Here is a 24,922-nt window from a genome sequence, read left to right as displayed (position 1 = left end):
GTGAGATGGAGAAGGATGGCTCACTGACTCCTCTCCTCTCACTTTTACTTTATTTAAATCAAGAAATAGGTGAAAAAAATGACAAAAACATTACCAAAAGACTTTATTTTTGGTGGCGCAACAGCTGCCTATCAAGCAGAAGGTGCTACACATACTGATGGTAAAGGACCAGTAGCGTGGGATAAATATCTTGAAGATAACTACTGGTACACTGCAGAACCAGCCAGTGATTTTTACAATCGATATCCAGTTGACCTAAAGCTAGCAGAAGAGTATGGTGTCAATGGTATTCGAATTTCTATTGCTTGGTCACGTATTTTTCCGACTGGTTACGGTCAAGTAAATCAGAAAGGTGTCGAGTTTTATCATAATCTATTTGCAGAGTGTCACAAACGTCATGTTGAGCCTTTTGTAACTCTTCATCACTTTGACACGCCAGAAGCTCTCCACTCAAATGGAGACTTCTTAAACCGTGAAAATATCGAACACTTTGTAGACTACGCGGCTTTCTGTTTTGAAGAATTTCCAGAAGTCAACTATTGGACAACCTTTAATGAAATTGGCCCAATCGGTGATGGTCAATACTTGGTTGGGAAATTCCCTCCAGGTATTCAGTACGACCTTGCCAAAGTTTTCCAATCCCACCACAATATGATGGTGTCTCATGCACGTGCAGTCAAGCTATATAAAGATAGGGGCTATAAAGGTGAAATTGGTGTTGTTCACGCTCTTCCAACCAAGTATCCTTTGGATCCTGAAAATCCTGCAGATGTTATTGCGGCAGAGTTGGAGGACATTATCCATAACAAATTTATCTTGGATGCAACTTATCTGGGTCACTACTCTGAAAAGACTCTGGCAGGGGTAGAGGCTATCTTGGCTGCCAATGGTGGTAGCTTAGATCTTCGTGAAGAAGATTTCACAGCATTAGAAGCCGCAAAAGACTTGAATGATTTTCTAGGCATCAACTACTATATGAGTGACTGGATGGAAGCCTTTGATGGAGAAACTGAAATTATCCATAATGGTAAGGGTGAGAAAGGAAGCTCTAAATACCAAATCAAAGGTGTTGGTCGTCGTGTAGCTCCTGATTATGTACCACGTACGGATTGGGATTGGATTATCTACCCTCAAGGTTTGTATGACCAAATCATGCGCGTGAAGAAAGATTATCCTAACTACAAGAAGATTTACATCACTGAAAATGGACTTGGTTATAAAGATGAGTTTATTGATAACACTGTTTACGATGATGGTCGTATTGATTATGTGAAACAACACTTGGAAGTCTTATCTGATGCTATTGCAGATGGAGCTAATGTAAAAGGTTACTTCATTTGGTCATTAATGGATGTCTTCTCTTGGTCAAACGGTTATGAAAAACGTTACGGTCTCTTCTATGTAGATTTTGAAACTCAAGAACGTTATCCGAAGAAATCAGCTCACTGGTACAAGAAAGTAGCAGAAACTCAAGTGATTGAGTAGTAGAATGAGTCATTAGATATAGAATTTTAGTGAGGCAAAAAGATGTTCAAAGATTTTATCCAATCTATTTATGAAAAAGTTTATATTATAAATTTCGAAAAATGTTCTCAAATACCATGTTTGACGAATGAAGAATTGAAAAGTCTTGGGAAATGGTATGTCTCGACCGGTAAAGAATGGATTTATCATTCAGATTATGAGCTGGAAGAATTCAAAAATCTATTTTTAAATTTTATCAATCCTGAAGAACGGGATACTATCTCCTTTGATTCAGATTTTATGCCGTTTCAACAATCGTAACCAATTTCCAAAAAAGTTAAATCTTATATCTAGTACTCTGCAAAACTCTTATCTAATCACGTTGCTTATACTCAATAAAAATCAAAGAGCAACTTTAAACTAGAAAGCAAGTCGCAGGTTTCTCAATGCATAGCTTTGAGATGGCAGATAAAATAATTGGGCAAAAAGTCTTTGATACAGAAAAACGCATAATATCAGGTGTTGAAAAAACTTGATACTATGCGTTTTATTGTGGGAAGATTTACTTCTGAAATTGAGTTGTTACCCAGAATCTTTCAGTTGATTAAGGCTTGATGACTTTAGTAAGTTTAGATAGCTCAAAAAGGATTGAATCACTTAGTTTAGAATCTGAAACAATAGTATCAAGATTTGATACATTATAAAAAGTATAAAAATCAAACTTATTGAACTTACTATGATCTGCGAGTAAATATTTTTTATTAGAATTATTTAAAGCGATGCGTTGAGCCTCTCCCTCTTCCTCGCTAAAAGTAGCTAGAGCTCCGTTTTGAATACCATTACAGCTAACGAAAGCTTTAGAAAATTGGAGATTAGAGAGATTTTGTAGGGTCAATGTGCCAACAAAAGCACCTGTAATATCGCGATAATTTCCACCTATCAAAATCAAATCTGTTAATTTTCGTTCGCTTAAAATCAGAAAAACAGGTAGACTGTTGGTCACGACGCGGATATTGTCAATAGGCAACTCACGTGCAAAAAATTCTAATGTTGTTCCTGGTCCAATGAAAATAGTTTCTCTTTCTTCTACTAGACTGCCTGCAAAACGGGCTATTTCTTGTTTTTCTGCCGTTTGGAGGGCTTGTTTTTCAATATTTGATCGCTCATTAGTCAAAAGGGAGTTGGTTCGAAGTTTTTCAGCTCCACCATGCACACGAATCAGCAAATCTTTATCAGCTAATTCCTGTAAATAGCGCCTTGCAGTCATATCTGAAACGGCTATTTCATCCATAATCTGTTTAACCGTTATGGTTCCTTTACTATTTACTATCTCTAAAATTTTGGTTAATTTTTCTTGTTTGAGCATATTATCACCTCGTTTCCTACTACTATCTTACCATAAACTAGCTCATCATTCAAATACAAAAACAACAAAATAAAACAAAAACAAAAATATCGAGGTTTATTTTCAAAACTTTCGATATTTTTATTAAGTTATTATTTTGTTGTTTCTAGTTTACTTTTTGATGGTTAAGAGTGGTGGAGAATTATACTCAATGAAAATCAAAGAGCAAACTAGGAAGCTAGCCGTAGGTTGCTCAAAACACAGTTTTGAGGTTGTAGATAAGACTGACGAAGTCAGTGAGCATATCTACGGCAAGGCGAAGCTGACGTGGTTTGAAGAGATTTTCGAAGAGTATTAGTCCAAACCGTAGTTGTAGTCATCATCTTGCATGGCTTCAACTTCGCCAAGAAGGTAACCATTTCCGACTTGAGAGAAGAAGTCATGGTTGGAAGTTCCTGTTGAAATACCGTTCATAACGATTGGGTTGACATCTTCAGCTGAATCTGGGAAAAGTGGATCTTGTCCCATGTTCATGAGAGCTTTATTGGCATTGTAGCGAAGGAAGGTTTTAACCTCTTCAGTCCAACCAACACCGTCATAAAGACTCTCTGTGTAGCCTTCTTCATTTTCATAAAGAGTATAGAGTAGGTCGTACATCCATTCTTTGAGTTTTTCTTGCTCTTCTTCAGGCAATTCATTGAAACCAAGTTGGAATTTGTAACCAATGTAGGTTCCGTGAACAGACTCGTCACGAATAATCAATTTAATGATTTCTGCAACGTTGGCTAGTTTGTTGTTACCGAGATAGTAGAGGGGAGTGAAGAAACCAGAGTAGAAGAGGAAGGTTTCGAGGAAGACGCTGGCAACTTTCTTTTCAAGTGGGCTGCCGTTTAGGTAGATTTCGTTGACAATCTCAGCCTTCTTTTGTAGGTAAGGATTGGTATTGGTCCATTCGAAAATTTCTTCAATCTCAGCCTTAGTATTCAAGGTAGAAAAGATTGATGAGTAAGATTTAGCGTGGACAGATTCCATAAATTGGATGTTATTGAAAACAGCTTCCTCATGTGGTGTACGGATGTCTGCGCGAAGGGCTTGAACCCCAGTTTCAGATTGCATAGTGTCAAGAAGGGTTAAACCACCAAAAACTTTTCCAACTAAGTCTTTTTCTTTGTTAGATAGCTTTCTCCAGTCATCCAAGTCGTTTGACAAGGGAATACGTGTATCGAGCCAGAATTGCTCCGTCAGTTTTTCCCAAGTTGATTTATCGATGACATCTTCGATGGCATTCCAGTTAATGGCTTTGTAGTAAGTTTCCATTTGAAATCTCTTTCTGTGTTTAGTATTGCGAACTCACAATTATGTCTATTTCACCATAATTCTATAGGAGTATCGCACAAAAAGTCGGAAGCCCGACTTTTAAAATGTTACATAAATTATGTTATGACCTAGTAGATTTGATTTTATCAGTGCTGCTTAGGGAAAAATAGTGTTTCTATGCTAGAAACTAAATCACACAGCTTTCACACTGGTTGGCACCGACTTCTCCACCATCATCTGTAAAGGTACGGACGTAGTAGATAGACTTGATACCCTTGTTAAAGGCGTAGTTGCGAAGGATAGACAAGTCACGTGTCGTTTGTTTATTTTCTTTCTTCCATTCGTAAAGACCTTTTGGAATGTCACTACGCATGAAGAGGGTGAGTGAAAGTCCTTGGTCCACATGCTCAGTTGCAGCAGCGTAAACATCGATGACTTTACGCATATCCATGTCGTAAGCAGAAGTGTAGTAAGGAATGGTTTCTGTTGATAAGCCAGCAGCAGGGTAGTAGATTTTACCGATTTTCTTTTCTTGACGTTCTTCGATACGTTGCGTAATTGGGTGGATAGAAGCAGAAACGTCGTTGATGTAGCTGATAGAACCATTTGGCGCTACAGCAAGGCGGTTTTGGTGGTAAAGACCATCTGCTTGAACCTTGTCGCGAAGTTCAGCCCAGTCAGCAGCACTTGGGATAAAGACATCTTTGAAAAGTTCTTTAACACGTTCTGATTTTGGAAGGAATTCGCCAGTTATATACTTGTCGAAGTAGCTTCCGTTAGCATAGTCCGATTTTTCAAAGTTGTGGAAGGTGATACCACGTTCACGCGCAATATTGTTTGACTCAACCAAAGTCCAGTAGTTCATAAGCATAAAGTAGATGCTTGTAAATTCAACAGACTCAGGTGATCCATATTCAATGAGTTGTTGGGCAAGGTAGCTGTGAAGTCCCATGGCACCAAGTCCAAAGGTGTGGGCTTGGCTATTTCCATGGTCAATCGTAGGTACAGCCACGATGTGTGAACTATCTGTAACGAAAGTTAAAGCACGAACCATAGCACGGATAGAACGACCAAAGTCAGGTGAAGTCATCATGTTGACTACGTTGGTTGAACCAAGGTTACATGAAACATCCGTCCCCATTTGAAGGAATTCTTGAGCATCGTTGATCAAGCTTGGTTCTTGGACTTGAAGAATCTCAGAACACAAGTTACTCATGATAATCTTTCCATCAACAGGATTTGCACGGTTAGCCGTATCAATATTGACTACATAAGGGTAGCCAGACTCTTGTTGCAATTTAGAGATTTCAGTTTCCAAATCACGCGCCTTGATTTTTGTCTTGCGAATATTTGGATTTGCGACCAATTCATCGTATTTTTCAGTAATGTCGATGTAGTTGAATGGCACACCGTATTCTTTTTCTACAGAGTAAGGGCTGAAGAGGTACATTTCTTCATTTTTACGCGCCAATTCGTAGAATTTATCTGGTACTACAACACCAAGTGATAGGGTTTTGACACGAACTTTTTCATCGGCATTTTCTTTCTTAGTTGAAAGGAAGGCGATGATATCAGGGTGAAAGACATTGAGGTAAACCACCCCAGCACCTTGACGTTGCCCCAATTGGTTTGAGTAAGAGAAACTGTCTTCGAAGAGTTTCATAACTGGCACAACCCCAGAGGCTGCTCCTTCATACCCTTTAATAGGAGCTCCAGCTTCACGAAGGTTGCTGAGGGTAATTCCCACACCACCACCGATACGTGAAAGTTGAAGGGCAGAGTTGATAGAACGTCCGATAGAGTTCATGTCATCCGTCACTTGGATTAAGAAACAAGATACCAACTCCCCACGACGAGCACGTCCAGCATTCAAGAAGGAAGGAGTAGCAGGTTGGTAGCGTTGGTGGATGATTTCATTGGCAATATCGATTGCAACAGCTTCATTCCCATCAGCGAAATAAAGGGCGTTAAAGAAGACACGGTCTTCCATACTTTCAAGATAATATTCACCGTCATTAGTCTTTAAGGCATATTGATTGTAAAATTTATAAGCAGCCATGAAAGACTTGAATTGGAAGTTTTGGTCTTTGATAAATTGTGACAATTCTTCCAAAAATTCTGGACGGTATTTCTTGATAAAGGCTGTTTCGATGTAGTTGTGTTCAATGAGGTAGTTGATTTTATCAGTAATTGAATCAAAAACCATAGTGTTTGGAACGACATTTTCTTTAAAGAAGGCATCCAAGGCTTCCTTATCTTTATGAAGCATGATTTGTCCATTAACAGGACGGTTGATTTCGTTATTGAGACGGAAGTAAGTCACGTCTTCAAGATGTTTTAATCCCATAAAATTTCCCTTATCTAATTACAAAAGAAAGGCCTCTAAGTTAGCCCTAGAAGCAGTTTCTTCTGGATGATGTACTAAGATTATGCTAATTGTTTCAGTTTTCCTGGTTGGAAACCTGAAAAGACTTCAGTTGGTGTTTGAATAATAGGAGCTGCGCTAAAACCGAGTTCTTTGACTTGATCGATGTACTCAGGCTGCTCATCAAGATTGATTTCTTTATATTCAACGTTATTACTGTCCAAGAAACGTTTGGTCATTTTACATTGGACACAATTGTTTTTAGAATAAACGGTTACCATTGTGTAACTCCTCTTCAAAATTTAATACTACCTTAGTATATCAGAAAATAAATTTTTGTCAATGATTTAAACTAAATATAGTGGTCTGTTTTTCTACTCAAGCTCACAAAACACAATATGTGGTGTTTGTTTTATAAAATAGCAATGATTATCCTATAAATCGTTTTTAAAGAAACTATATCCTGTGTTTTGTTATCTAGGACAGAAGATTTTCAGCAAGTTATCTGAAAGGAAATTGAAGGAAAATCCAGAAAATGCTTGAAAAAAATCCTAGAAGATGGTATAATACCAAATTGTAAGGGTTATCACATATAACTCAAAAAAGAAAGAACAAAAGGAGAGTCAAACTATGGCTTCTAAAGATTTCCACGTAGTGGCAGAAACAGGTATTCACGCACGTCCAGCAACATTGTTGGTACAAACTGCTAGCAAATTTGCTTCAGATATCACTCTTGAGTACAAAGGTAAATCAGTTAACCTTAAATCAATTATGGGTGTTATGAGTCTTGGTGTTGGCCAAGGTGCTGACGTAACTATCTCAGCTGAAGGTGCAGATGCAGATGACGCTATCGCTGCAATCTCAGAAACAATGGAAAAAGAAGGATTGGCATAAGGGAAATGACAGAAATGCTTAAAGGAATCGCAGCATCTGACGGTGTTGCAGTTGCAAAAGCATATCTACTCGTTCAACCGGATTTGTCATTCGAGACTATTTCAGTCGAAGATACAAACGCAGAAGAGGCTCGTTTGGATGTTGCTCTTGAAGCTTCTCAAAACGAGCTTTCTCTTATCCGCGAGAAAGCTGTAGGTACGCTTGGTGAAGAAGCGGCTCAAGTTTTTGACGCTCATTTGATGGTTCTTGCTGACCCAGAATTGATTGGTCAGATTAAAGAAACAATTCGTGCTAAGAAGGTCAATGCAGAAGCAGGTCTTAAAGAAGTGACTGACATGTTCATCACGATCTTTGAAGGCATGGAAGACAACCCATACATGCAAGAACGTGCAGCGGATATCCGCGACGTGACAAAACGTGTATTGGCAAACCTTCTTGGTAAAAAATTGCCAAACCCAGCTTCTATCAATGAAGAAGTAATCGTCATTGCGCATGACTTGACACCATCTGATACAGCTCAATTGGACAAAAACTTTGTAAAAGCTTTTGTAACAAATATCGGTGGACGTACAAGCCACTCAGCTATCATGGCACGTACACTTGAAATTGCAGCTGTATTGGGAACAAATAACATCACTGAAGTAGTGAAAGACGGCGATATCCTTGCCGTTAACGGAATTACTGGTGAAGTGATTATCAACCCAACAGATGAACAAGCGGCAGAATTTAAAGCAGCTGGTGAAGTTTATGCTAAACAAAAAGCTGAATGGGCACTTTTGAAAGATGCTCAAACAGTGACTGCTGACGGTAAACACTTCGAGTTGGCTGCTAACATCGGTACTCCAAAAGACGTTGAAGGTGTTAACAACAACGGTGCAGAAGCTGTTGGACTTTACCGTACAGAGTTCTTGTATATGGATTCTCAAGACTTCCCAACAGAAGATGAGCAGTATGAAGCATACAAGGCTGTTCTTGAGGGAATGAATGGTAAACCAGTGGTTGTTCGTACAATGGATATTGGTGGAGATAAGGAACTTCCTTACTTCGATATGCCACACGAAATGAACCCATTCCTTGGATTCCGTGCCCTTCGTATCTCTATTTCTGAAACTGGAGATGCAATGTTCCGTACACAAATCCGTGCCCTTCTTCGTGCTTCTGTTCATGGTCAATTGCGTATCATGTTCCCAATGGTTGCCCTTTTGAAAGAATTCCGTGCAGCTAAAGCAGTTTATGAAGAAGAAAAAGCAAACCTTCTTGCTGAAGGTGTTGCAGTTGCGGATGACATCCAAGTTGGTATCATGATTGAAATCCCTGCAGCAGCAATGCTTGCAGATCAATTTGCAAAAGAAGTAGACTTCATGTCGATTGGTACAAACGACTTGATTCAATACTCAATGGCAGCAGACCGTATGAACGAGCAAGTTTCATACCTTTACCAACCATATAACCCATCAATCCTTCGCTTGATCAACAACGTTATCAAGGCAGCTCACGCTGAAGGTAAATGGGCTGGTATGTGTGGTGAGATGGCTGGTGACCAAAAAGCTGTTCCACTTCTTGTCGGAATGGGCTTGGATGAGTTCTCTATGTCAGCAACATCTGTACTTCGTACACGTAGCTTGATGAAGAAATTGGATACTGCTAAGATGGAAGAGTACGCTAACCGTGCCCTTACAGAGTGTTCAACAATGGAAGAAGTTCTTGAACTTCAAAAAGAATACGTTAACTTTGATTAATGTCATTAACCTTGTAACCTAGTTGCAAGGTTTTTTGATACATTCGGGAATAGTATAGTCTTGTAAAGTCCACTTTTCAATGAGTCAGAGGCATGATATAATAGGGGGAAACAAATAGAATAAGAGAGAAACCATGTCTAAAGAAATTGATATTGAGTACTACCACCAGCTAGCCTTACAAAAGCAGAAGGAGCACCGTAAAGTTTTAGCCAATTTAAAGAAAAAGCCACCAAAAAATCTAGATAAGATAGCCCAGCAGATTCACGAGGAAGTCTTTGCGGAGATTGATTGTACGGCCTGTGCCAACTGTTGCAAGACATTGGGACCTGACTTCAAGGAAGCAGACATCACTCGTATTGCTAAGTACTTTAAGATGAAATTACCGGCCTTTGAAGCTGAATTTCTGCAGGTGGATGAAGATGGGGATAAGGTTTTCAAATCCATGCCCTGTCCCTTTTTAGGAGGAGATAATCTCTGTTCCATCTATGACGTTCGTCCAAAGGCCTGTCGAGAGTTCCCCCATACAGATCGCAAAAAGATCCATCAAATCAACCATTTGACGATTAAGAATACTTTGACCTGTCCAGCAGCCTATCTCTTTGTTGAGAAATTAAAGGATAAGTTATAGAGATTTAAAGGATAAAAAATTTCTAATAATAACTAGTAATATGAAGGGAGAACTCTGTGCCTAGACCGAAAACAAAAGAGGAGCTAATGCTGGCCTCTAAGGAAAATTATGAAAAGCTTAACCTCTTCATCTCTCAATTAAGTGAAGATGAGCTACAGACTCCATTTGATTTTTCAAGAGACCTAAAGAAAAAAGAAGCTCACTGGAAAAGGGATAAAAATCTGCGGGATGTCTTGATCCATCTTTATGAATGGCATCAGTTACTTTTGACTTGGGTACATTCTAATCAAAAAGGTCACGAAAGACCTTTTCTCCCTGAACCTTATAATTGGAAAACTTATGGAGAAATGAATGTCGCTTTTTGGAAGAAGCACCAGAAAACGTCCTTAGAAGAAGCGACTAGACTCTTGGAACAATCACATAAAGAAGTTTTAGAGTTGATAGAAGTTTTTAGCAATGACGAACTCTTTGCCAAAGGTATCTATCAGTGGACGGGAGGGACAAGTCTAGGTTCCTACTTTGTCAGTAGCACTTCCAGTCACTATGATTGGGCTCTGAAAAAACTCAAAGCTCATCGGAAGAATTGTAAGGGATAGATGGACTGTTTGAAATAGAAAGAATGAATTTTTTTAAATATGAGATAAGATTAAAAGGGCTATCAAGTGATGTAGCCCTTTTGAGTTATACAAGCAAATTACCATGCAAAAGCTGTCGTTGGAGCATTGAGCGCTTCTAACCACTGTTTATTTTTTACGGGGCAAAGAGTTACGGATATACCTGCCATATCTAGACTGGTCATAAATGTTCCTGATTTTATAAAGGTAATAGTGATTCCTTCAATTTCTAAGAGTTGAAGGAGATCATTGATAAATATGCCCATTTCTAGGTTGGTAGTAGTGCCTAGATTATTTACAAGCAATATAAATTGATCACCCTTTTTCCAATGATAGTGCAATCTTAATTTACTTATAATTTCATTTGCAAGGATTTCCGATGATTGGAATGGGACTATACGATAGCCTTCTTCGCCATGTATCCCAATACCATAAGAAATATTTCCTTCTTCCAAGTTAAATAGTGGAAGGGTGGCTTGGGGGAGACTAGCAGATTTCGTTGCAAAGCCAATTGTTGCGATTTCGGGAGCAAGTTCATGACCTAAATCAGTTAGTTGCTCTATGTCGGCACCATTTTGAGCTGCATATCCTAGAACTTTATGAAGTAAAATAGTCCCTGCAAGCCCTCTTCCTCTAATTTGAAATTTATTGTGAGGTTCAATTGAAATATCGTCGTGTGCGAGACTATAGCCGACCTTAATTCCTTCTTTTCTAGCAGTGTTAATGGCCCAGCTAAATTCTTTGATGTCTGCTTCGAAATTTTTTACAATGATGAAGACACCGTGACCATTGTTTAAAAAACGAATGGACTCTAAGATTTCAGTTCTTGTAGGAGGAGTAAATAATTGGCCATAGATAGCAGCAGTAAGCATTCCTTCTCCCACATATCCAATATGCGCAGGTTCGTGACCGGAACCTCCACCCGACAATATTGGAACCTGATAAGGATTACGATTTTTTTGATAGACTAGTGGTAGGGTAGGGTGTTTTTCTAATTCAGGGTGACTGCTGACAGTTGCTGAAATGTAACTTGAAATAATTTTCTGTTTATGATTTGAAATAAATGTCATTGTGGTCTCTTTCCAATAATTGTCATGATTAGAAAGTCTGGTTGTGGAACTGGACTTTTTTTATTGACGTAAGCCTTCACGATTTCTGCTAGAGCATGTGAGTGATAGTCTAGCAAAAAACAAGTATAAGCAGATGAATCGCTATCAATCTGACCGTATTCTCTTAAAATTTTTGATACAAGCAAGCGACAGTAGCTGATAAAGTGGTCATAGAAGTTATTTTGCCCTTGAATATCAAAAAGTTGAATATAAAAGTCACGCTCTTGTTCGAAATAAAAAAATAATTCTTGTAATAGCTTTTGGCCTGAAATGAAGTCCAAGTTATTGGTGATATACTCGGTTAAGTCATTTTCAAATATCCAGTCTAGCAGTTCATATTTGTCAAGAAAGTGATTATAAAAGGTCTGTCTACGAATGCCAGCTGATTCCATGATATCTACAATGGAGATTTTGTCAAATTCTCTAGTAGCTAATAGGTCTCTAAATGCCTTGGCAATCCGTTTTTTTGTAATAAGTGATGATGCCATAGGAAACCTTTCTTTTACTTACTTCATTTTACCAAAAAAATGTTTTAAACGGGTTTAAAAGGGGACAAATAATAGAATCTGTCCCTTATCATCCAGCGATAAAAAATATATAATGAAAGCGAAAACAAAGGTAAATACCGAAAGGAGTTTCTCATGAAAAAAATTATAAATGAACCGACACAAGTTGTTGATGAAATGTTGCAGGGATTGTCATTCATGCATGATGACTTGGTAGAACGCTTAGATGGTTTTGATGTCATCGTTAGAAAGGCAGAAAAGACAGGAAAAGTTGGACTCATTTCTGGTGGAGGTTCAGGACATGAACCAAGTCATGCTGGATTTGTAGGAGAAGGAATGTTGTCTGCTGCCATTTGTGGAGCAGTCTTTACTTCACCTACTCCAGACCAAATTTTAGAAGCCATTAAGGCGGCTGATGAAGGTGCTGGAGTTTTCATGGTCATCAAGAACTATTCTGGTGACATTATGAACTTTGAAATTGCACAAGAACTTGCTGAAATGGAAGGTATTGATGTAGCAAGCGTTGTAGTCGATGATGATATTGCTGTTGAAAATAGTCTCTATACCCAAGGGCGTCGAGGTGTTGCAGGTACTATATTAGTCCATAAAATTTTGGGGGCTGCAGCTCGTTCTGGTAAATCATTATCTGAAATGAAGGACTTGGCCGACAAACTTGTCTTAGAAATTAAAACAATTGGATTAGCTCTATCTGGCGCTACTGTTCCAGAAGTTGGGAAACCAGGATTTGTTCTAGAAGATGATGAATTTGAATACGGAGTTGGTATTCACGGTGAACCGGGATATAAGAAAGAGAAAATGCAACCTTCAGCACAATTGGCTTCAGAATTGGTTGAAAAATTATCTGAAGGTTTCCAACTTAAGGCTGGTGAACGCTATGGGCTTCTCATCAATGGTTTAGGAAGCACTCCTCTTATGGAACAATACGTATTTGCAAATGATGTGGCTAAATTACTCCATGAAAAAGGTGTTGACTTGGCGTTTAAGAAAATTGGAAACTATATGACATCAATTGATATGGCAGGCTTGTCATTAACATTGATTCGATTGGCAGACGATGAGTGGTTGGCTGCTCTAAATGCACCTGTTACTACACCAGCTTGGTAAGACTCAAGGAGGAAATGTCGTATGAATGCTGAGCAAGCACTTGAATGGATGAAGCTTTTTAATGAAAAGATTCAAGAACAGAAAGATTACCTTAGTGAGCTAGACACCCCTATAGGAGATGGAGACCACGGTGGAAATATGGCGCGTGGCATGGCTGCAGTTATGGAAAACTTAGAAGGAAAGAAATTTGAGACCAGCAGTGATGTGTTTAAGCTTGTCTCAATGCAACTACTGAGTAAGGTAGGCGGTGCTTCTGGTCCCTTGTATGGCTCTGCTTTTATGGGTATGGCCAAGGCTGATTCAAATTCGAAATTAGAAGAAATCTTACAAAGTGGTTTGGATATGATTGTCAAACGTGGGAAAGCAGAAGTTGGAGAAAAGACAATGGTTGATGTTTGGACTCCTGTTATTGCTGCCTTGTCTGATAATCAGTTGACTCAAGGGGTTATTGATAAGGTAGTGAATGCTACCAAAGATTTACTTGCAACTAAAGGAAGGGCATCTTATGTAGGAGAACGTTCTCTTGGACATATTGATCCTGGATCATTCTCATCAGGATTACTATTTACTGCTCTTTTAGAAACTGGGGTGGTTTAATGGGAAGTATTGGTCTTGTTATCGTTTCACATTCCAAACACATTGCACAAGGTGTTGTTGAACTGATTAGTGAAGTAGCTAAAGATGTTTCGATTACTTATGTAGGAGGAACCGAAGATAGAGGAATTGGAACAAGTTTTGATCAAGTAGATAGGGTTGTTTCTGAAAATCCAGCAGATACTTTATTAGCTTTTTTTGACCTCGGCTCTGCTAAAATGAACTTAGAAATGGTGGCTGATTTTAGTGATAAGAGTATCATCATCAACAGGGTTCCAATTGTAGAAGGCGCCTATACTGCAGCAGCTCTTCTTCAGGCTGGTGCAGAACTGTCAGTTATTCAAACACAGTTGTCGGAGCTTGAAATCAATAAATAAGAAATTTTACTATAACTCTTTTTATAGGTGGGCTGTTGATTATCTCAACTATCAAAGTTTAATACTCAATGAAAATTAAAGAGCAAACTAGGAAGCTAGCCGCAGGCTGTACTTGAGTACGGCAAGGTGAAGCTGACGTGGTTTGAATTTGATTTTCGAAGAGTATAAGTAAATAATTTCAAAATCAGAAAAGGATTGCTTTGGGGCAGTTCCCTTTTAATGTAAAAGGAGTAGAATCATAGCGTTTCTAAATTGTGAATCATTCAAAACAGATTGTGATGGGACTATTCTATCTTTAGAATTCTTTAAAAATTAAAATTTAAGGCAATCAATTACTTAGAAGAGTACGAAAATATTTAGTTTATAGGAATTCTAGGTCTAGAATTACATGGATATTTATGAAGTCAGGGTGTTCGATAGTTAGGATTATTCTATTCTGAAAGATTTGGGCTAACAATCTTCTAGAGTAGTAGTTTGACAATGAATTTTGTTGAAAGATTCCTTGTTTTATGGTAGTCTAAAGTAAAAGAAAGCCTTATCATTATATTTGTATCTTTAATCTGAATCGGTTTATGTCTAGAAGAAGGAAATATCATGAAATGCTTATGACTTGTTTGAAAGAGAATGTAAACTAAAAATGGATTCCCTTTACATATTAGGAGTAGGTAGATGAGTAGTTTAGAGTCAATTCGTAAAGCGCATATCATCGTGTGGGGTGCCTATCTATTTTTATCATTAAGGGCGCCGCTAATTAGCAGCACAGAGTATTTCTTGCTTATTTTTTTAGCGTTTCTCTATTCGATAGTATCGCTCCCTATATATTCAGTGAAAAATAAAATAGTATCTATCTGTCTAGCCATAAATTCGATTCTGTTAATGAGTTTCCCGATTTTAATCAATAAATATTTCCCAGGAAAGGTTTTTACTTATATTGTATTAGTCAGTATTTTTATCCTGGAGTTCTTAATCTTTAATATAATTGGTAAAGATTTTGATACTAGATTAGCTAGCGAGTATAGGAAAATCAGTCAGTTTAAAAGTAAGATGTCTCAATCTCCTTGGATAAAATATTTAGAGATTTCTAGTTTTATCTTAACTATATTTCCATTTATTCTTCATGGTACAGTTGATAATCGTGTATTGGCTCTTATCTTTTTGATAAAAATTTGTGTAGATACTACGATAAAGATTCTATTAAACAGAATCTTTAAGACAAGTGAGATAATGAAAAGGAGGATATTTTATCTTTTCGCACTAGATTTGATGGTCTATATATTTTTAGGTTATGTTTTAGTGATACAAAAAGACGCATATCTGTTTTCAATTCTACTAATTTTTTCTAATTTCTCACTTCCCTCTATCAGAGAAAAAGAGTATGAATTATTTAAAAATAAGAGGTGAGATAGATATGGTTAAATCTTAGTTCTCTTTAAAATCAAATCAGGTAGAGAAAGGATATCTTATCTAGGTAACAAAGTACTATAAACAAAGTTGACGATTACCTGTTAGGAAACTATCCTAACCATGCAACGTTAAAGAGGAGAAATCTTATGAAACTCGTATCACCAAATAATTATGTTGCTATTGAGTAAGAAGAGATGAGGTGTCTTGATGGGGGATTATCTCTACATAAAGACGGGGGAATGTTACAGTAAACGTAGCCCTTGCTTATTTTATGGGGAATTAAATATGTTTAAACTAAGTGATAGAGTCAGAGTGGTTTTTGCTCCTTTAGGGGTAAGTTCCATATTGGTTAGTATGTATCTTATACCTTTTATTAAAACTGAGAATAAATTTTGGGAAATACTTTTATTTATATTAGGTGTATTGCTAATTGGTATTGGGTTACTAAATCCCCCCAAAAATTAAATTTTAGAATAGTATTAGTGAGTAGGTAATCATTTATTGATTGGATTTTTTAATGCTATTGATGAATGGAATGGGATGGAAAAAGTGACAATAAATTAAGAACAGGATGATAGTATTATGATGGTTATTTTAATTTTGATGGTTGTGGTGTTTCTGTATTATGTAATTACAGAGTATTTTCAGAATAGTTATATTGACTGTATACTATTTTTAACCTTGCTGATTTCTCATTTGATATGGGATTACTATTTTTTGCCCATTGAAGTCTTAGTAGCATTAAGTGGAGTAAATTTGTTGTCAAGATTTTTCAAAAAAAAGAGAAGCCAATAGATTTGCTAGTGGATTATAAAGATGAAAGGTAAAATTGGAATATTTACAATGAAACATTTTTTTGCAGGAATTGGTGAGATAAGATTTAGTAGTTATCTATTGTCTCTATGTGTAGGATTAGCCCCTCTTTTTCATATCTATGTAATAGGCTCTAAAATGAATTTTGTGAAAATAGTGTTATCTATTTTGGGAATTATATTTGTTTATATTTTAACTATTGCTCGAATTTATAGAAGATTTTTCTACAATAAAAATAAACTTGACTAGAATAGTATGGATTAATTAATCCATTGGAACGATTATTCTTTGTGATACTATACCACTTTTAAGTTTTTACATTAAACAACCGAATGAAGTGAAAGTTGTTTATCCTAGAAAGGAAAACCTCAAATTGTCCTACAAATTTCTACTCTTCGACCTTGACCACACTCTTCTTGATTTTGATGTTGCTGAGGATGTGGCTTTAACGCAACTTCTAAAAGAAGAAGGGGTTGCAGATATTCAGGCCTATAAAGACTATTACGTTCCTATGAACAAAGCTCTCTGGAAGGACTTAGAGCAAAAGAAAATTAGTAAACAAGAGCTGGTTAACACGCGCTTTTCTCGTTTATTTGCTCATTTTGGACAGGAAAAAGACGGTAGTTTTCTAGCCCAGCGTTACCAATTTTACCTTGCCCAGCAGGGGCAAACTTTTTCAGGCGCTCATGAACTCTTGGATAGCCTTATCGAGCGAGATTATGAGCTGTATGCTGCGACAAATGGCATTACTGCCATTCAGACAGGGCGCTTGGCTCAATCTGGTCTAGCACCTTATTTCAATCAAGTATTTATCTCAGAACAGCTGCAAACACAAAAACCTGATGCTCTCTTTTATGAAAAAATTGGTCAACAGATTGCAGGTTTTAGTAAAGAAAAGACGCTGATGATTGGAGATTCCCTAACCGCCGACATTCAAGGTGGCAATAATGCGGGGATAGACACTATCTGGTACAATCCTCATCACCTCGAAAATCACACACAAGCCCAGCCTACTTACGAAGTCTATTCCTTCCAAGATTTGCTGGATTGTTTAGATAAACTGTAAAAAGTGGTTTCCATAGCCACTTTTTGCTATAATAGAGGCAGTAAAAATGAAGGAGTCGGCTATGGAACACTCGTCTTGGCATGATTTGATAAAGGAGCAATTACCTGAGGGTTATTTCGGGAAAATCAATCAGTTTATGGAGCAGGTCTATGCTCAGGGTACTGTTTATCCGCCCAAGGAAAAGGTTTTTCAGGCTCTATTGACAACACCGCTTGAAGACGTTAAGGTGGTGATTCTAGGGCAAGATCCCTATCACGGACCAGGTCAAGCGCAGGGCTTGAGTTTTTCTGTACCTGACTCTATCCCAGCTCCGCCATCCTTGCAAAATATCTTGAAAGAATTAGCAGATGACATCGGAGTTAAGAAATCTCATGATTTAACGTCTTGGGCTGAGCAAGGAGTCTTGCTTCTTAATGCTTGTTTGACGGTTCCTGCTGGTCAGGCCAATGGTCATGCTGGGCAGATATGGGAGCCTTTTACGGATGCTGTGATTCAGGTGGTTAATCATTTAGATAGACCAGTTGTTTTTGTACTCTGGGGAGCTTATGCACGCAAGAAGAAGACCTTAGTTACCAATCCTCATCACTTGATTATCGAATCAGCCCATCCCAGTCCTTTGTCAGTTTATAGAGGATTTTGGGGTTCCAAGCCTTTTTCCAAGGCTAATACATTTTTAAAAGAGACAGGACAAGTGCCAATCGATTGGCTTAGATAAGGAGAAAATATGCCTCAGTTAGCGACGATTTGCTACATTGATAACGGGAAAGAACTACTCATGCTCCACCGTAATAAGAAACCCAATGATGTCCATGAAGGGAAATGGATTGGTGTGGGTGGTAAGCTAGAGCGAGGAGAGACCCCTCAGGAGTGCGCGGCGCGTGAAATCCTCGAAGAAACAGGGCTCAAAGCCAAGCCAGTTCTAAAAGGTGTCATCACTTTTCCTGAATTTACGCCAGATTTAGACTGGTACACCTATGTTTTTAAGGTGACGGAGTTTGAGGGGGACTTGATTGACTGCAATGAGGGGACGCTAGAATGGGTTCCCTATGACGAGGTTTTGAGTAAGCCGACTTGGGAAGGTGACCATACCTTTGTTGGGTGGCTTTTAGAGGATAAACCCTTCTTTTCAGCCAAGTTTGTTTATGATGGGGATAAATTGTTGGATACCCAAGTTGATTTCTATGAATAAAGGAGAAAGCAGATGCTACTAATCAAAAATGGTCGTGTAATGGATCCCAAGTCTGGTTTGGATCAAGTGTGTGATGTCTTAGTTCAAGATGGGAAAATTATCAAAATTGCGCCTGAGATTAAAGAAGAAGGAGCAGAGATAATTGATGCTAGTGGTCTTGTAGTTGCTCCTGGCTTGGTCGATATTCATGTTCATTTCCGTGAACCTGGTCAAACCCACAAGGAAGATATTCATACAGGTGCCTTAGCAGCCGCTGCAGGTGGTTTTACAACGGTTGTCATGATGGCTAATACTAGTCCAACCATTTCAGATGTGGAGACTTTACAAGAAGTTCTCCAGTCAGCTGCCAAGGAAAAAATCAATGTCAAGACAGTTGCGACCATTACTAAGCACTTTAATGGCCAAGATTTGACTGACTTTAAGGCACTTTTAGAAGCTGGAGCTGTTGGCTTTTCAGATGACGGTATTCCGCTTGAAAGCAGTAAAGTTGTAAAGGAAGCCATGGAGGAAGCCAAAAAACTCAATACCTTTATTAGTCTCCATGAGGAAGATCCAGGTTTGAATGGGATTCTTGGGTTTAACGAAAATATTGCTAAAGAACATTTCCATATCTGCGGTGCGACTGGGGTGGCTGAGTATGCTATGATGGCGCGTGATGTCATGATTGCCTATGCAACCAAGGCCCATGTTCATATTCAACATTTGTCTAAGGAAGAAAGTGTTAAAGTAGTGGAGTTTGCTCAAGGATTGGGAGCGCAAGTCACAGCAGAAGTAGCGCCACAGCATTTTTCTAAGACAGAAGCACTTCTTTTGACACAAGGTAGCAATGCTAAGATGAATCCGCCACTTCGTTTGGAATCAGACCGTCGTGCCGTGATTGAAGGTCTCAAGTCAGGTGTCATCACAGTTATCGCGACTGACCATGCGCCTCACCATGCGGATGAAAAAAATGTTGAGGATATTACCAAAGCGCCATCTGGTATGACTGGCTTAGAAACATCCCTGTCTCTCGGCTTGACCTATTTGGTGGAAGCTGGTGAGTTGAGCTTGATGGAATTACTCGAAAAGATGACATACAACCCAGCCAAGCTTTACAACTTTGAAGCAGGTTATTTGGCTGAGAATGGTCCAGCGGACATCACTATTTTTGATGACAAGGCTGACCGTCTTGTGGACTCCCATTTTGCTTCAAAAGCGACTAATTCCCCCTTTATCGGTGAAACCTTAAAAGGGCAGGTTAAATATACCATCTGTAAGGGACAAATCGTCTATCAAGCTTGATAGGAGTTAGAATATGAATTATTTTCGAAAACGTAGGGAGAGAAAAGCAAAATCTAATAGCGGAATTTACTGTCCCGCATCTAATCGTTCTAAAATTCAATATGAAACTAAAGAAAAAGCTGACCATGCAGTTCAATATGATAATGGAGGTTTAGTTAGAAGCTATTATTGTCGTACATGTGCGTGTTGGCATACTACTTCAAAATCTAATAACCCTCCGCTAAGTTTGAAAAACTATGGTTTGAAACTCTTTGGTTTAGATAAATCAGAATAGAAAGAGAAGTATGTATAAGACAAAGTGTTTACGAGAGAAGTTAGTATTATTTTTAAAAATTTTCTTCCCAATCCTGATCTACCAATTTGCCAATTATTCTGCCTCTTTTGTTGACACTGCAATGACAGGTCAATACAATACTATGGACTTGGCTGGTGTATCTATGGCAACCAGTATCTGGAATCCTTTTTTTACATTCCTGACAGGGATTGTGTCAGCCCTGGTACCCATCATTGGTCACCATCTTGGGCGAGGCAAAAAGGAAGAGGTTGCGTCTGATTTTTACCAGTTCATCTATCTGGCCTTGGGTCTATCTGTGGTCTTGCTGGGGATGGTGCTTTTCTTGGCACCACCAATCTTGAATCATATTGGGTTAGAAGCACCAGTGGCGGCAGTAGCGGTTCGCTATCTTTGGTTTTTATCTATCGGGATTATCCCCTTGTTGCTCTTTAGTGTCATTCGTTCCTTGCTGGATTCGCTGGGGTTGACCAAACTGTCCATGTACCTCATGCTTTTGTTACTTCCCTTGAATAGTGGATTTAACTATCTCTTGATTTATGGTGCCTTTGGAGTTCCAGAACTGGGAGGTGCTGGTGCTGGTTTAGGGACTTCTTTGGCCTACTGGGTCTTGTTGGGAATTTCTGTTCTGGTTTTATTTAAACAGGAGAAGCTCAAAGCCTTACACCTTGAGAAACGAATTCCGCTTAATATGGATAAAATCAAGGAAGGAGTTCGCTTAGGTCTGCCTATTGGGGGGACTGTCTTTGCCGAAGTGGCTATCTTTTCTGTGGTTGGTTTGATTATGGCTAAGTTCTCGTCCTTGATTATCGCTAGTCACCAATCAGCCATGAACTTTTCAAGTCTTATGTACGCCTTTCCTATGAGTATCTCATCGGCTATGGCTATTGTCGTTTCCTATGAAGTGGGAGCCAAGCGATTTGATGATGCGAAAACCTATATTGGTCTAGGAAGATGGACTGCCCTTATTTTTGCGGCCTTCACCTTATCTTTCCTTTACATTTTTCGAGGAAATGTGGCTAGTCTTTATGGTAACGACCCAGAATTTATCGATTTGACAGCACGTTTTTTGACTTACAGTCTTTTCTTCCAGTTAGCAGATACCTTTGCGGCACCGCTTCAAGGAATTTTACGGGGGTATAAGGATACCGTTATTCCTTTTTACCTTGGTTTGGTTGGTTATTGGGGGGTGACACTCCCAGTAGCTATGGTATTCGACTCTCTAACAGATTTTGGAGCTTATTCTTACTGGATTGGTTTGATTATTAGTCTAATCGTGAGCGGGGCTCTCTACCGTTGGCGTCTAACTGTGATTATGAAGAGATTTGAATCCAGAAAAGCTTGATTTTTAGAATTCATACAAGCAAAAATATTCTTCCTTATCTGCATTATTTTTGCTATAGTTAAATTAGTAGTAGGCAAATGAGAATTTCAAAAATATAGAAACAATTGATATTCCACGCTACTTTACTGGTATCAGATATAAAGAAAAAGAAGTTGCTTATTTTTAGCAGCTTCTTTTTCTTAATAATTATTTTACATAATTTACATTATGTAAAACTATAAACTATCCAAGGCATTCTTTTGTTCATCATTGACGATATGAGTATAGAGGTCTGTGACTTGTGTACTGGCATGTCCTAGCTGATGGCTGACCAAAACTTGCGATTTAGTAGCATCATAGAGCCTAGTTGCTAGGGTATGGCGCAGTTTGTGGGGAGTTACACGGACTTTGAAGTCCTCAGAGTACTTAGCAACCATTTTCTCAACGCTGGAAGCGTCAATACGATTGGGAACACCTCTATAGAGTGTCAAAAAGAGGGCTGTGTCTGTCTTTTCCGTTTTATAGCGTTGATTTCGAATGGCTAGATAATTCTCTAAATAAGGCTTAGCAAAGGCAGCTACATTGACAGAGTCACGTTTGCCCCCTTTTCGAGTGACATCGATAACCATCATTTTGAGATTGAGATCTCTTAGATCCAGATTAACAGCTTCAGATAAGCGGACACCAGACGCCAAAAGAAGAGCAATAATGGCCAAATCACGTTCTTTATTTTTGTTGAATGATGAGAGAGCTCGATTAGAGAGTCGTTGAGGGTACTCTTGGTCTATATAAGTTAGAAACCCTTCTGTTTCATCACCTAAAAAGAGTTTTTGCTTGATGTTTTCAGCTCTGGCAGCAAGCGTTTCTTTCTTTTTCTTAGTTGAAACTTTCTTCGTTACATTACGATAGAAATAAGGTTCGCCCTGGTCGTTTTCAACCTCCTCGGTCAGATACTTGTAAAGACTAGAAAGTGCTGATAAGGTTCGATTGATGGTTGTCTGAGAAACACCTTGTTTACTTGTATTGGCATTCAGCAAGGGACGTTCACGTAGATAAAGGATAAAAGATTCCATATCTTTCTTAGACATATTTTCCAAAACTGATAAAGGAATATCGGACATTTTATCAGCATCCGATATACCAGATTCTAAGACCCAAGTAAAAAATCGATCATATTCCTTTAAGTATTCGTACAAGGTCGTAAAACTGTATGGAACAGCCAGTTTCGATTGGTAGTATTCCAGAATATACCAGGGCATGACTTGTTTGAGTTTATCGATTCGTTCCAGTAAAATCTCACGTTTCATGTATTTTCTCCATATATAAGTCTACTAGTAGTATAGCATAGACTTATTTATTTTTCAAGAAAATTATAGTTTTTCGGAAAGATGTTGTAGGGATTTTTAAAAAAGACTTAGACCTGAGTAATACGGATCTAAGTCAGCTAAATAACTAAAAAAAAATTTTCGTCCAAAATTGCCTAAAATATACCTTATTAAAGTGAATTAAAGTGAAAACTAAAAATTTTTCAATTGTATATAATCCAAAATTTATTTTTTAAAATAAAATATTTTTTAGGAAGTAACTAAGACAATTTACATAAAAAATAAAGCACATCGATTGTAAAATGTACTTCATGTTTCTAATTCTGTTATATTAAGGAATTAAGTGCTTGCTATTCAGGACAATGTTCATAAACTTTTAGTTTTTTGTTTAAATTTTAAAGTGAGATTGGTTCAATCGCTCTTTTCCAATTTTATAAATTTCAAAGTCCTTTTCGTAACCAATATACTTTCTATTTAATTCTTTTGCTGCTAGTAGAGTTGTTGCACTACCAGCAAAAGGGTCCAAAACAATTTGTGGGGCTTTGTCTCGTTCCCAGCTTAACATATCTTTGAAAGTAAAACCAGCCTCTTCAAAAGCTACAATAACCCTGTGAGAAAACTGACGACCAGCAAAAACAAATACGCTACCTCCTGGTTTGACAATCCTCACCCACTCTCCAGCCCAAGTTGAAACCCATTTTTGGTATTCTAAAGGACGTAGCCTGTCAGCTTCCGACCAACCATTAAGAGGTTTTCCTCGGCGTTTAAAAAGAGAATTTTTTAATTGTGCATCAGAACTTCCCCCCAGAGCTTTATTGGAATTTGAATGTATTGTATCCCAATCAGCGTAATCAATCCCATAAGGGATGTCCGAAACAATAGCATGGATTGAGTTAGGCGGAAGTTCCTTTAATCCTGTGATAGAATCTCTACTATAAAAACAATCTACTTTCATCACCTAGTCCTTTTATAAATTTATCAATAGTATTTAATTTTGTTATAATGTTTATTTCTTTAAGCAATTCTTCTATCGCCTCCTTTCGTGATAACGATTTAATTCTCTTGATTTGTTTATCCCAGTATTCTATTTCAGAAATTGAACGTTCTTCTATTTTTGAAATTTCAATTTTTAACAATTCTTGAAGCTGTTCTTTTTCTAATTTAAATAAATCCATAAAATAATATAGATTGAAATCTGACATAAAATTTTTTTCTGCGTTATCAATGGACGTTCTTTTACGGTGTTTCAATGGAAAATTCCATAATTGCTCAAGAGAAAATGAATCGTTCTCTGATAAGTCTAGCTGTAACATTATTGATAAATGTTCCCAACTGAATAAAAGAACGTTTTCTTCTAGTGATTGTTTATATATTTGACTCTTGTTATTTGGATATTGAAAAAAAGGAGCAGTTAAAACAGCATAATCTTTATCTTTTCTCCAATCACTAAGAGCTTTAACTTTGAAATCTTTTTGATTTTTGGCTGTTCGACTTAATCTAAATGATTTTGCATCTGCGATAATACCGTAATTATATTCTATTGACAAAGCAACAACATCCCCTGCATTGCCACGTTGCTCCAAAGGTTTAGAATTTAGATTTAACAAACAAAGTGATTTGGCTAAAATAATATCACCTGCTTTTGAAAATAATTTTTCTTGAGATGAGCTAGCTTTTATCGACTCAGGTAAAAACTCCGATAAAGCGTACTAATTCAATAATTCCATCCCTGTGATTTAAAATCTAGTTTTAAATCCGACACTTCATAAATTAATTTGAGTAGTTTATTTGTTAAAGATACGTTATAATTTTCCATATTTTCTATCCTATATATACTTTTTTTGAATCAAGAGCAAATTCAACGATGGTGCAATACTTGATGTAGCTATTATACCCTAATTTCCAATTTAATTTAATTGTGGAATTATTAACACTATATTTTAAAAAGTTCTAATACTAAATGAAAAAATAATACAGCATTTTTATTGTAAATTACCATCAGGCGATATTTCATTATTAAATTATAGAGATAATAACTGATTCAGCTTTTTATATCTTTTTAGTTTTCTATAACGTAAACACTTCTATTACCTGTGATATTATAACAAAATGTATAAATCAATTTCTTAGATTAGATAATATTATGTACTA

Annotated in this window: 28 protein-coding genes; 19 read left to right on the top strand and 9 right to left on the bottom strand. The window is 37.6% G+C overall.

Translation table 11 applies throughout. The annotated features are described in order from the left end of the window. Window positions 1-78 precede the first annotated feature (78 nt). On the top strand, window positions 79-1,485 hold the full coding sequence (gene lacG, locus PCY12_RS03820; protein ID WP_301351626.1) for a 6-phospho-beta-galactosidase: 1,407 nt from the start codon (window positions 79-81) through the stop codon (window positions 1,483-1,485). A 42-nt stretch (window positions 1,486-1,527) separates the two neighbouring features. After that, the gene (locus PCY12_RS03815) at window positions 1,528-1,785 is read left to right on the top strand and encodes a DUF3884 family protein (protein ID WP_301351624.1); all 258 of its coding nucleotides are present in this window, start codon (window positions 1,528-1,530) and stop codon (window positions 1,783-1,785) included. 283 nt (window positions 1,786-2,068) lie between these two features. On the opposite strand, the gene PCY12_RS03810 is transcribed toward PCY12_RS03815, so the two are convergent. Beyond that, a complete protein-coding gene (locus PCY12_RS03810) occupies window positions 2,069-2,830 on the bottom strand; it encodes a DeoR/GlpR family DNA-binding transcription regulator (RefSeq protein ID WP_000917603.1) in 762 nt (253 codons plus the stop codon). 190 nt (window positions 2,831-3,020) lie between these two features. Here PCY12_RS03810 and PCY12_RS03805 point away from each other — a divergent pair, with 190 nt between their 5' ends. Then, on the top strand, window positions 3,021-3,167 hold the full coding sequence (locus PCY12_RS03805) for a hypothetical protein (protein ID WP_023933379.1): 147 nt from the start codon (window positions 3,021-3,023) through the stop codon (window positions 3,165-3,167). Here PCY12_RS03805 and nrdF read toward each other — a convergent pair. The 3 genes from nrdF to nrdH all read right to left on the bottom strand — a co-directional run bounded on the left by nrdF (window position 3,164) and on the right by nrdH (window position 6,772). Next, window positions 3,164-4,126: a class 1b ribonucleoside-diphosphate reductase subunit beta gene (gene nrdF / locus PCY12_RS03800; protein WP_000451369.1), complete on the bottom strand. Its 963-nt coding sequence runs from the start codon at window positions 4,124-4,126 to the stop codon at window positions 3,164-3,166. The two genes, PCY12_RS03805 and nrdF, sit on opposite strands and share 4 nt — an antisense overlap. 187 nt (window positions 4,127-4,313) lie before the next feature. Then, complete coding sequence (gene nrdE / locus PCY12_RS03795; protein WP_301351623.1) at window positions 4,314-6,473, bottom strand: class 1b ribonucleoside-diphosphate reductase subunit alpha; 2,160 nt, start codon at window positions 6,471-6,473, stop codon at window positions 4,314-4,316. An 80-nt stretch (window positions 6,474-6,553) separates the two neighbouring features. After that, window positions 6,554-6,772, bottom strand: a complete 219-nt coding sequence (nrdH, locus tag PCY12_RS03790) for a glutaredoxin-like protein NrdH (protein WP_000259242.1) — start codon at window positions 6,770-6,772, stop codon at window positions 6,554-6,556. Window positions 6,773-7,121: 349 nt separating this feature from the next. Here nrdH and PCY12_RS03785 point away from each other — a divergent pair, with 349 nt between their 5' ends. The 4 genes from PCY12_RS03785 to PCY12_RS03770 all read left to right on the top strand — a co-directional run bounded on the left by PCY12_RS03785 (window position 7,122) and on the right by PCY12_RS03770 (window position 10,348). Next, window positions 7,122-7,385 (top strand): phosphocarrier protein HPr, encoded by a 264-nt coding sequence (locus PCY12_RS03785; RefSeq protein ID WP_000146947.1) that lies wholly within the window; start codon window positions 7,122-7,124, stop codon window positions 7,383-7,385. A 5-nt stretch (window positions 7,386-7,390) separates the two neighbouring features. After that, entirely contained in the window at window positions 7,391-9,124 is a 1,734-nt protein-coding gene (gene ptsP, locus PCY12_RS03780; protein WP_301351621.1) for a phosphoenolpyruvate--protein phosphotransferase, read from the top strand. 133 nt (window positions 9,125-9,257) lie between these two features. Continuing rightward, window positions 9,258-9,752 carry a YkgJ family cysteine cluster protein gene (locus PCY12_RS03775; protein WP_000031471.1) on the top strand — a complete coding sequence of 165 codons (495 nt, stop codon included), beginning with the start codon at window positions 9,258-9,260 and terminating at the stop codon, window positions 9,750-9,752. Between the two features lie 56 nt (window positions 9,753-9,808). Beyond that, window positions 9,809-10,348, top strand: coding sequence for a ClbS/DfsB family four-helix bundle protein (locus PCY12_RS03770; RefSeq protein WP_173212595.1), 540 nt, complete (start codon window positions 9,809-9,811; stop codon window positions 10,346-10,348). Window positions 10,349-10,446: 98 nt separating this feature from the next. Here PCY12_RS03770 and dhaQ read toward each other — a convergent pair whose 3' ends face one another. Together dhaQ and dhaS are read right to left on the bottom strand one after the other, a co-directional pair. After that, a complete protein-coding gene (dhaQ, locus tag PCY12_RS03765) occupies window positions 10,447-11,436 on the bottom strand; it encodes a DhaKLM operon coactivator DhaQ (RefSeq protein ID WP_301351619.1) in 990 nt (329 codons plus the stop codon). Next, window positions 11,433-11,963, bottom strand: a complete 531-nt coding sequence (gene dhaS / locus PCY12_RS03760; RefSeq protein WP_112443715.1) for a dihydroxyacetone kinase transcriptional activator DhaS — start codon at window positions 11,961-11,963, stop codon at window positions 11,433-11,435. Before dhaS ends, dhaQ begins: the two co-directional genes overlap by 4 nt. A 153-nt stretch (window positions 11,964-12,116) precedes the next feature. Between dhaS and dhaK the strand changes: the two genes are divergently transcribed. The 12 genes from dhaK to pdrM all read left to right on the top strand — a co-directional run bounded on the left by dhaK (window position 12,117) and on the right by pdrM (window position 21,467). Then, a complete protein-coding gene (gene dhaK / locus PCY12_RS03755; RefSeq protein ID WP_301351618.1) occupies window positions 12,117-13,106 on the top strand; it encodes a dihydroxyacetone kinase subunit DhaK in 990 nt (329 codons plus the stop codon). Window positions 13,107-13,127: 21 nt separating this feature from the next. After that, the gene (gene dhaL, locus PCY12_RS03750; protein WP_301351616.1) at window positions 13,128-13,703 is read left to right on the top strand and encodes a dihydroxyacetone kinase subunit DhaL; all 576 of its coding nucleotides are present in this window, start codon (window positions 13,128-13,130) and stop codon (window positions 13,701-13,703) included. Beyond that, the gene (gene dhaM / locus PCY12_RS03745; RefSeq protein WP_301351614.1) at window positions 13,703-14,077 is read left to right on the top strand and encodes a dihydroxyacetone kinase phosphoryl donor subunit DhaM; all 375 of its coding nucleotides are present in this window, start codon (window positions 13,703-13,705) and stop codon (window positions 14,075-14,077) included. The genes dhaL and dhaM overlap by 1 nt, the downstream gene beginning before the upstream one ends. A 669-nt stretch (window positions 14,078-14,746) precedes the next feature. Continuing rightward, window positions 14,747-15,478: a hypothetical protein gene (locus PCY12_RS03740; RefSeq protein ID WP_301351613.1), complete on the top strand. Its 732-nt coding sequence runs from the start codon at window positions 14,747-14,749 to the stop codon at window positions 15,476-15,478. Between the two features lie 585 nt (window positions 15,479-16,063). Continuing rightward, entirely contained in the window at window positions 16,064-16,276 is a 213-nt protein-coding gene (locus PCY12_RS03735) for a hypothetical protein (RefSeq protein ID WP_050253036.1), read from the top strand. A gap of 48 nt (window positions 16,277-16,324) precedes the next feature. Further along, window positions 16,325-16,543: a hypothetical protein gene (locus PCY12_RS03730; RefSeq protein ID WP_301351719.1), complete on the top strand. Its 219-nt coding sequence runs from the start codon at window positions 16,325-16,327 to the stop codon at window positions 16,541-16,543. 124 nt (window positions 16,544-16,667) lie between these two features. Next, the gene (locus tag PCY12_RS03725) at window positions 16,668-17,360 is read left to right on the top strand and encodes a YjjG family noncanonical pyrimidine nucleotidase (RefSeq protein WP_301351611.1); all 693 of its coding nucleotides are present in this window, start codon (window positions 16,668-16,670) and stop codon (window positions 17,358-17,360) included. Between the two features lie 61 nt (window positions 17,361-17,421). Beyond that, window positions 17,422-18,075, top strand: coding sequence for a uracil-DNA glycosylase (locus PCY12_RS03720; protein ID WP_301351609.1), 654 nt, complete (start codon window positions 17,422-17,424; stop codon window positions 18,073-18,075). Between the two features lie 9 nt (window positions 18,076-18,084). Further along, window positions 18,085-18,549 carry an 8-oxo-dGTP diphosphatase gene (locus tag PCY12_RS03715; RefSeq protein ID WP_001135770.1) on the top strand — a complete coding sequence of 155 codons (465 nt, stop codon included), beginning with the start codon at window positions 18,085-18,087 and terminating at the stop codon, window positions 18,547-18,549. A gap of 12 nt (window positions 18,550-18,561) precedes the next feature. After that, window positions 18,562-19,830: a dihydroorotase gene (locus PCY12_RS03710; protein ID WP_301351608.1), complete on the top strand. Its 1,269-nt coding sequence runs from the start codon at window positions 18,562-18,564 to the stop codon at window positions 19,828-19,830. Window positions 19,831-19,843: 13 nt separating this feature from the next. Further along, window positions 19,844-20,104, top strand: coding sequence for a hypothetical protein (locus PCY12_RS03705; protein ID WP_001105920.1), 261 nt, complete (start codon window positions 19,844-19,846; stop codon window positions 20,102-20,104). A gap of 10 nt (window positions 20,105-20,114) precedes the next feature. Beyond that, window positions 20,115-21,467 (top strand): sodium-coupled multidrug efflux MATE transporter PdrM, encoded by a 1,353-nt coding sequence (gene pdrM / locus PCY12_RS03700; RefSeq protein ID WP_301351607.1) that lies wholly within the window; start codon window positions 20,115-20,117, stop codon window positions 21,465-21,467. Window positions 21,468-21,682: 215 nt separating this feature from the next. Here the strand turns inward: pdrM and xerS are convergent, their stop codons facing one another. From xerS to PCY12_RS03685, 3 genes are all read right to left on the bottom strand, one after another. Further along, window positions 21,683-22,753, bottom strand: coding sequence for a tyrosine recombinase XerS (xerS, locus tag PCY12_RS03695; protein WP_301351605.1), 1,071 nt, complete (start codon window positions 22,751-22,753; stop codon window positions 21,683-21,685). A 406-nt stretch (window positions 22,754-23,159) separates the two neighbouring features. Continuing rightward, window positions 23,160-23,726: a DNA methyltransferase gene (locus PCY12_RS03690; RefSeq protein WP_301351717.1), complete on the bottom strand. Its 567-nt coding sequence runs from the start codon at window positions 23,724-23,726 to the stop codon at window positions 23,160-23,162. Further along, window positions 23,704-24,450 (bottom strand): HindIII family type II restriction endonuclease, encoded by a 747-nt coding sequence (locus PCY12_RS03685; protein WP_301351715.1) that lies wholly within the window; start codon window positions 24,448-24,450, stop codon window positions 23,704-23,706. The genes PCY12_RS03690 and PCY12_RS03685 overlap by 23 nt, the downstream gene beginning before the upstream one ends. Between the last annotated feature and the right edge of the window lie 472 nt (window positions 24,451-24,922).

The organism is Streptococcus sp. SPS1 (genome assembly GCF_030439915.1).
In the GTDB taxonomy this organism is placed as follows: domain Bacteria; phylum Bacillota; class Bacilli; order Lactobacillales; family Streptococcaceae; genus Streptococcus.
This window is presented reverse-complemented; position numbering and strand designations above follow the sequence as displayed.

Coding starts and splice junctions, on each gene's coding strand:
- nrdE (WP_301351623.1), bottom strand. CDS start 6,473: ATGGGATTAAAACATCTTGAAGACGTGACTTACTTCCGTCTCAATAAC.
- PCY12_RS03715 (WP_001135770.1), top strand. CDS start 18,085: ATGCCTCAGTTAGCGACGATTTGCTACATTGATAACGGGAAAGAACTA.
- PCY12_RS03720 (WP_301351609.1), top strand. CDS start 17,422: ATGGAACACTCGTCTTGGCATGATTTGATAAAGGAGCAATTACCTGAG.
- PCY12_RS03690 (WP_301351717.1), bottom strand. CDS start 23,726: ATGAAAGTAGATTGTTTTTATAGTAGAGATTCTATCACAGGATTAAAG.
- ptsP (WP_301351621.1), top strand. CDS start 7,391: ATGACAGAAATGCTTAAAGGAATCGCAGCATCTGACGGTGTTGCAGTT.
- PCY12_RS03785 (WP_000146947.1), top strand. CDS start 7,122: ATGGCTTCTAAAGATTTCCACGTAGTGGCAGAAACAGGTATTCACGCA.
- dhaQ (WP_301351619.1), bottom strand. CDS start 11,436: ATGACATTTATTTCAAATCATAAACAGAAAATTATTTCAAGTTACATT.
- PCY12_RS03740 (WP_301351613.1), top strand. CDS start 14,747: ATGAGTAGTTTAGAGTCAATTCGTAAAGCGCATATCATCGTGTGGGGT.
- dhaS (WP_112443715.1), bottom strand. CDS start 11,963: ATGGCATCATCACTTATTACAAAAAAACGGATTGCCAAGGCATTTAGA.
- PCY12_RS03775 (WP_000031471.1), top strand. CDS start 9,258: ATGTCTAAAGAAATTGATATTGAGTACTACCACCAGCTAGCCTTACAA.
- PCY12_RS03735 (WP_050253036.1), top strand. CDS start 16,064: ATGATGGTTATTTTAATTTTGATGGTTGTGGTGTTTCTGTATTATGTA.
- PCY12_RS03705 (WP_001105920.1), top strand. CDS start 19,844: ATGAATTATTTTCGAAAACGTAGGGAGAGAAAAGCAAAATCTAATAGC.
- dhaM (WP_301351614.1), top strand. CDS start 13,703: ATGGGAAGTATTGGTCTTGTTATCGTTTCACATTCCAAACACATTGCA.
- PCY12_RS03805 (WP_023933379.1), top strand. CDS start 3,021: ATGAAAATCAAAGAGCAAACTAGGAAGCTAGCCGTAGGTTGCTCAAAA.
- nrdH (WP_000259242.1), bottom strand. CDS start 6,772: ATGGTAACCGTTTATTCTAAAAACAATTGTGTCCAATGTAAAATGACC.
- dhaK (WP_301351618.1), top strand. CDS start 12,117: ATGAAAAAAATTATAAATGAACCGACACAAGTTGTTGATGAAATGTTG.
- dhaL (WP_301351616.1), top strand. CDS start 13,128: ATGAATGCTGAGCAAGCACTTGAATGGATGAAGCTTTTTAATGAAAAG.
- PCY12_RS03730 (WP_301351719.1), top strand. CDS start 16,325: ATGAAACATTTTTTTGCAGGAATTGGTGAGATAAGATTTAGTAGTTAT.
- PCY12_RS03810 (WP_000917603.1), bottom strand. CDS start 2,830: ATGCTCAAACAAGAAAAATTAACCAAAATTTTAGAGATAGTAAATAGT.
- pdrM (WP_301351607.1), top strand. CDS start 20,115: ATGTATAAGACAAAGTGTTTACGAGAGAAGTTAGTATTATTTTTAAAA.
- PCY12_RS03815 (WP_301351624.1), top strand. CDS start 1,528: ATGTTCAAAGATTTTATCCAATCTATTTATGAAAAAGTTTATATTATA.
- PCY12_RS03710 (WP_301351608.1), top strand. CDS start 18,562: ATGCTACTAATCAAAAATGGTCGTGTAATGGATCCCAAGTCTGGTTTG.
- lacG (WP_301351626.1), top strand. CDS start 79: ATGACAAAAACATTACCAAAAGACTTTATTTTTGGTGGCGCAACAGCT.
- nrdF (WP_000451369.1), bottom strand. CDS start 4,126: ATGGAAACTTACTACAAAGCCATTAACTGGAATGCCATCGAAGATGTC.
- xerS (WP_301351605.1), bottom strand. CDS start 22,753: ATGAAACGTGAGATTTTACTGGAACGAATCGATAAACTCAAACAAGTC.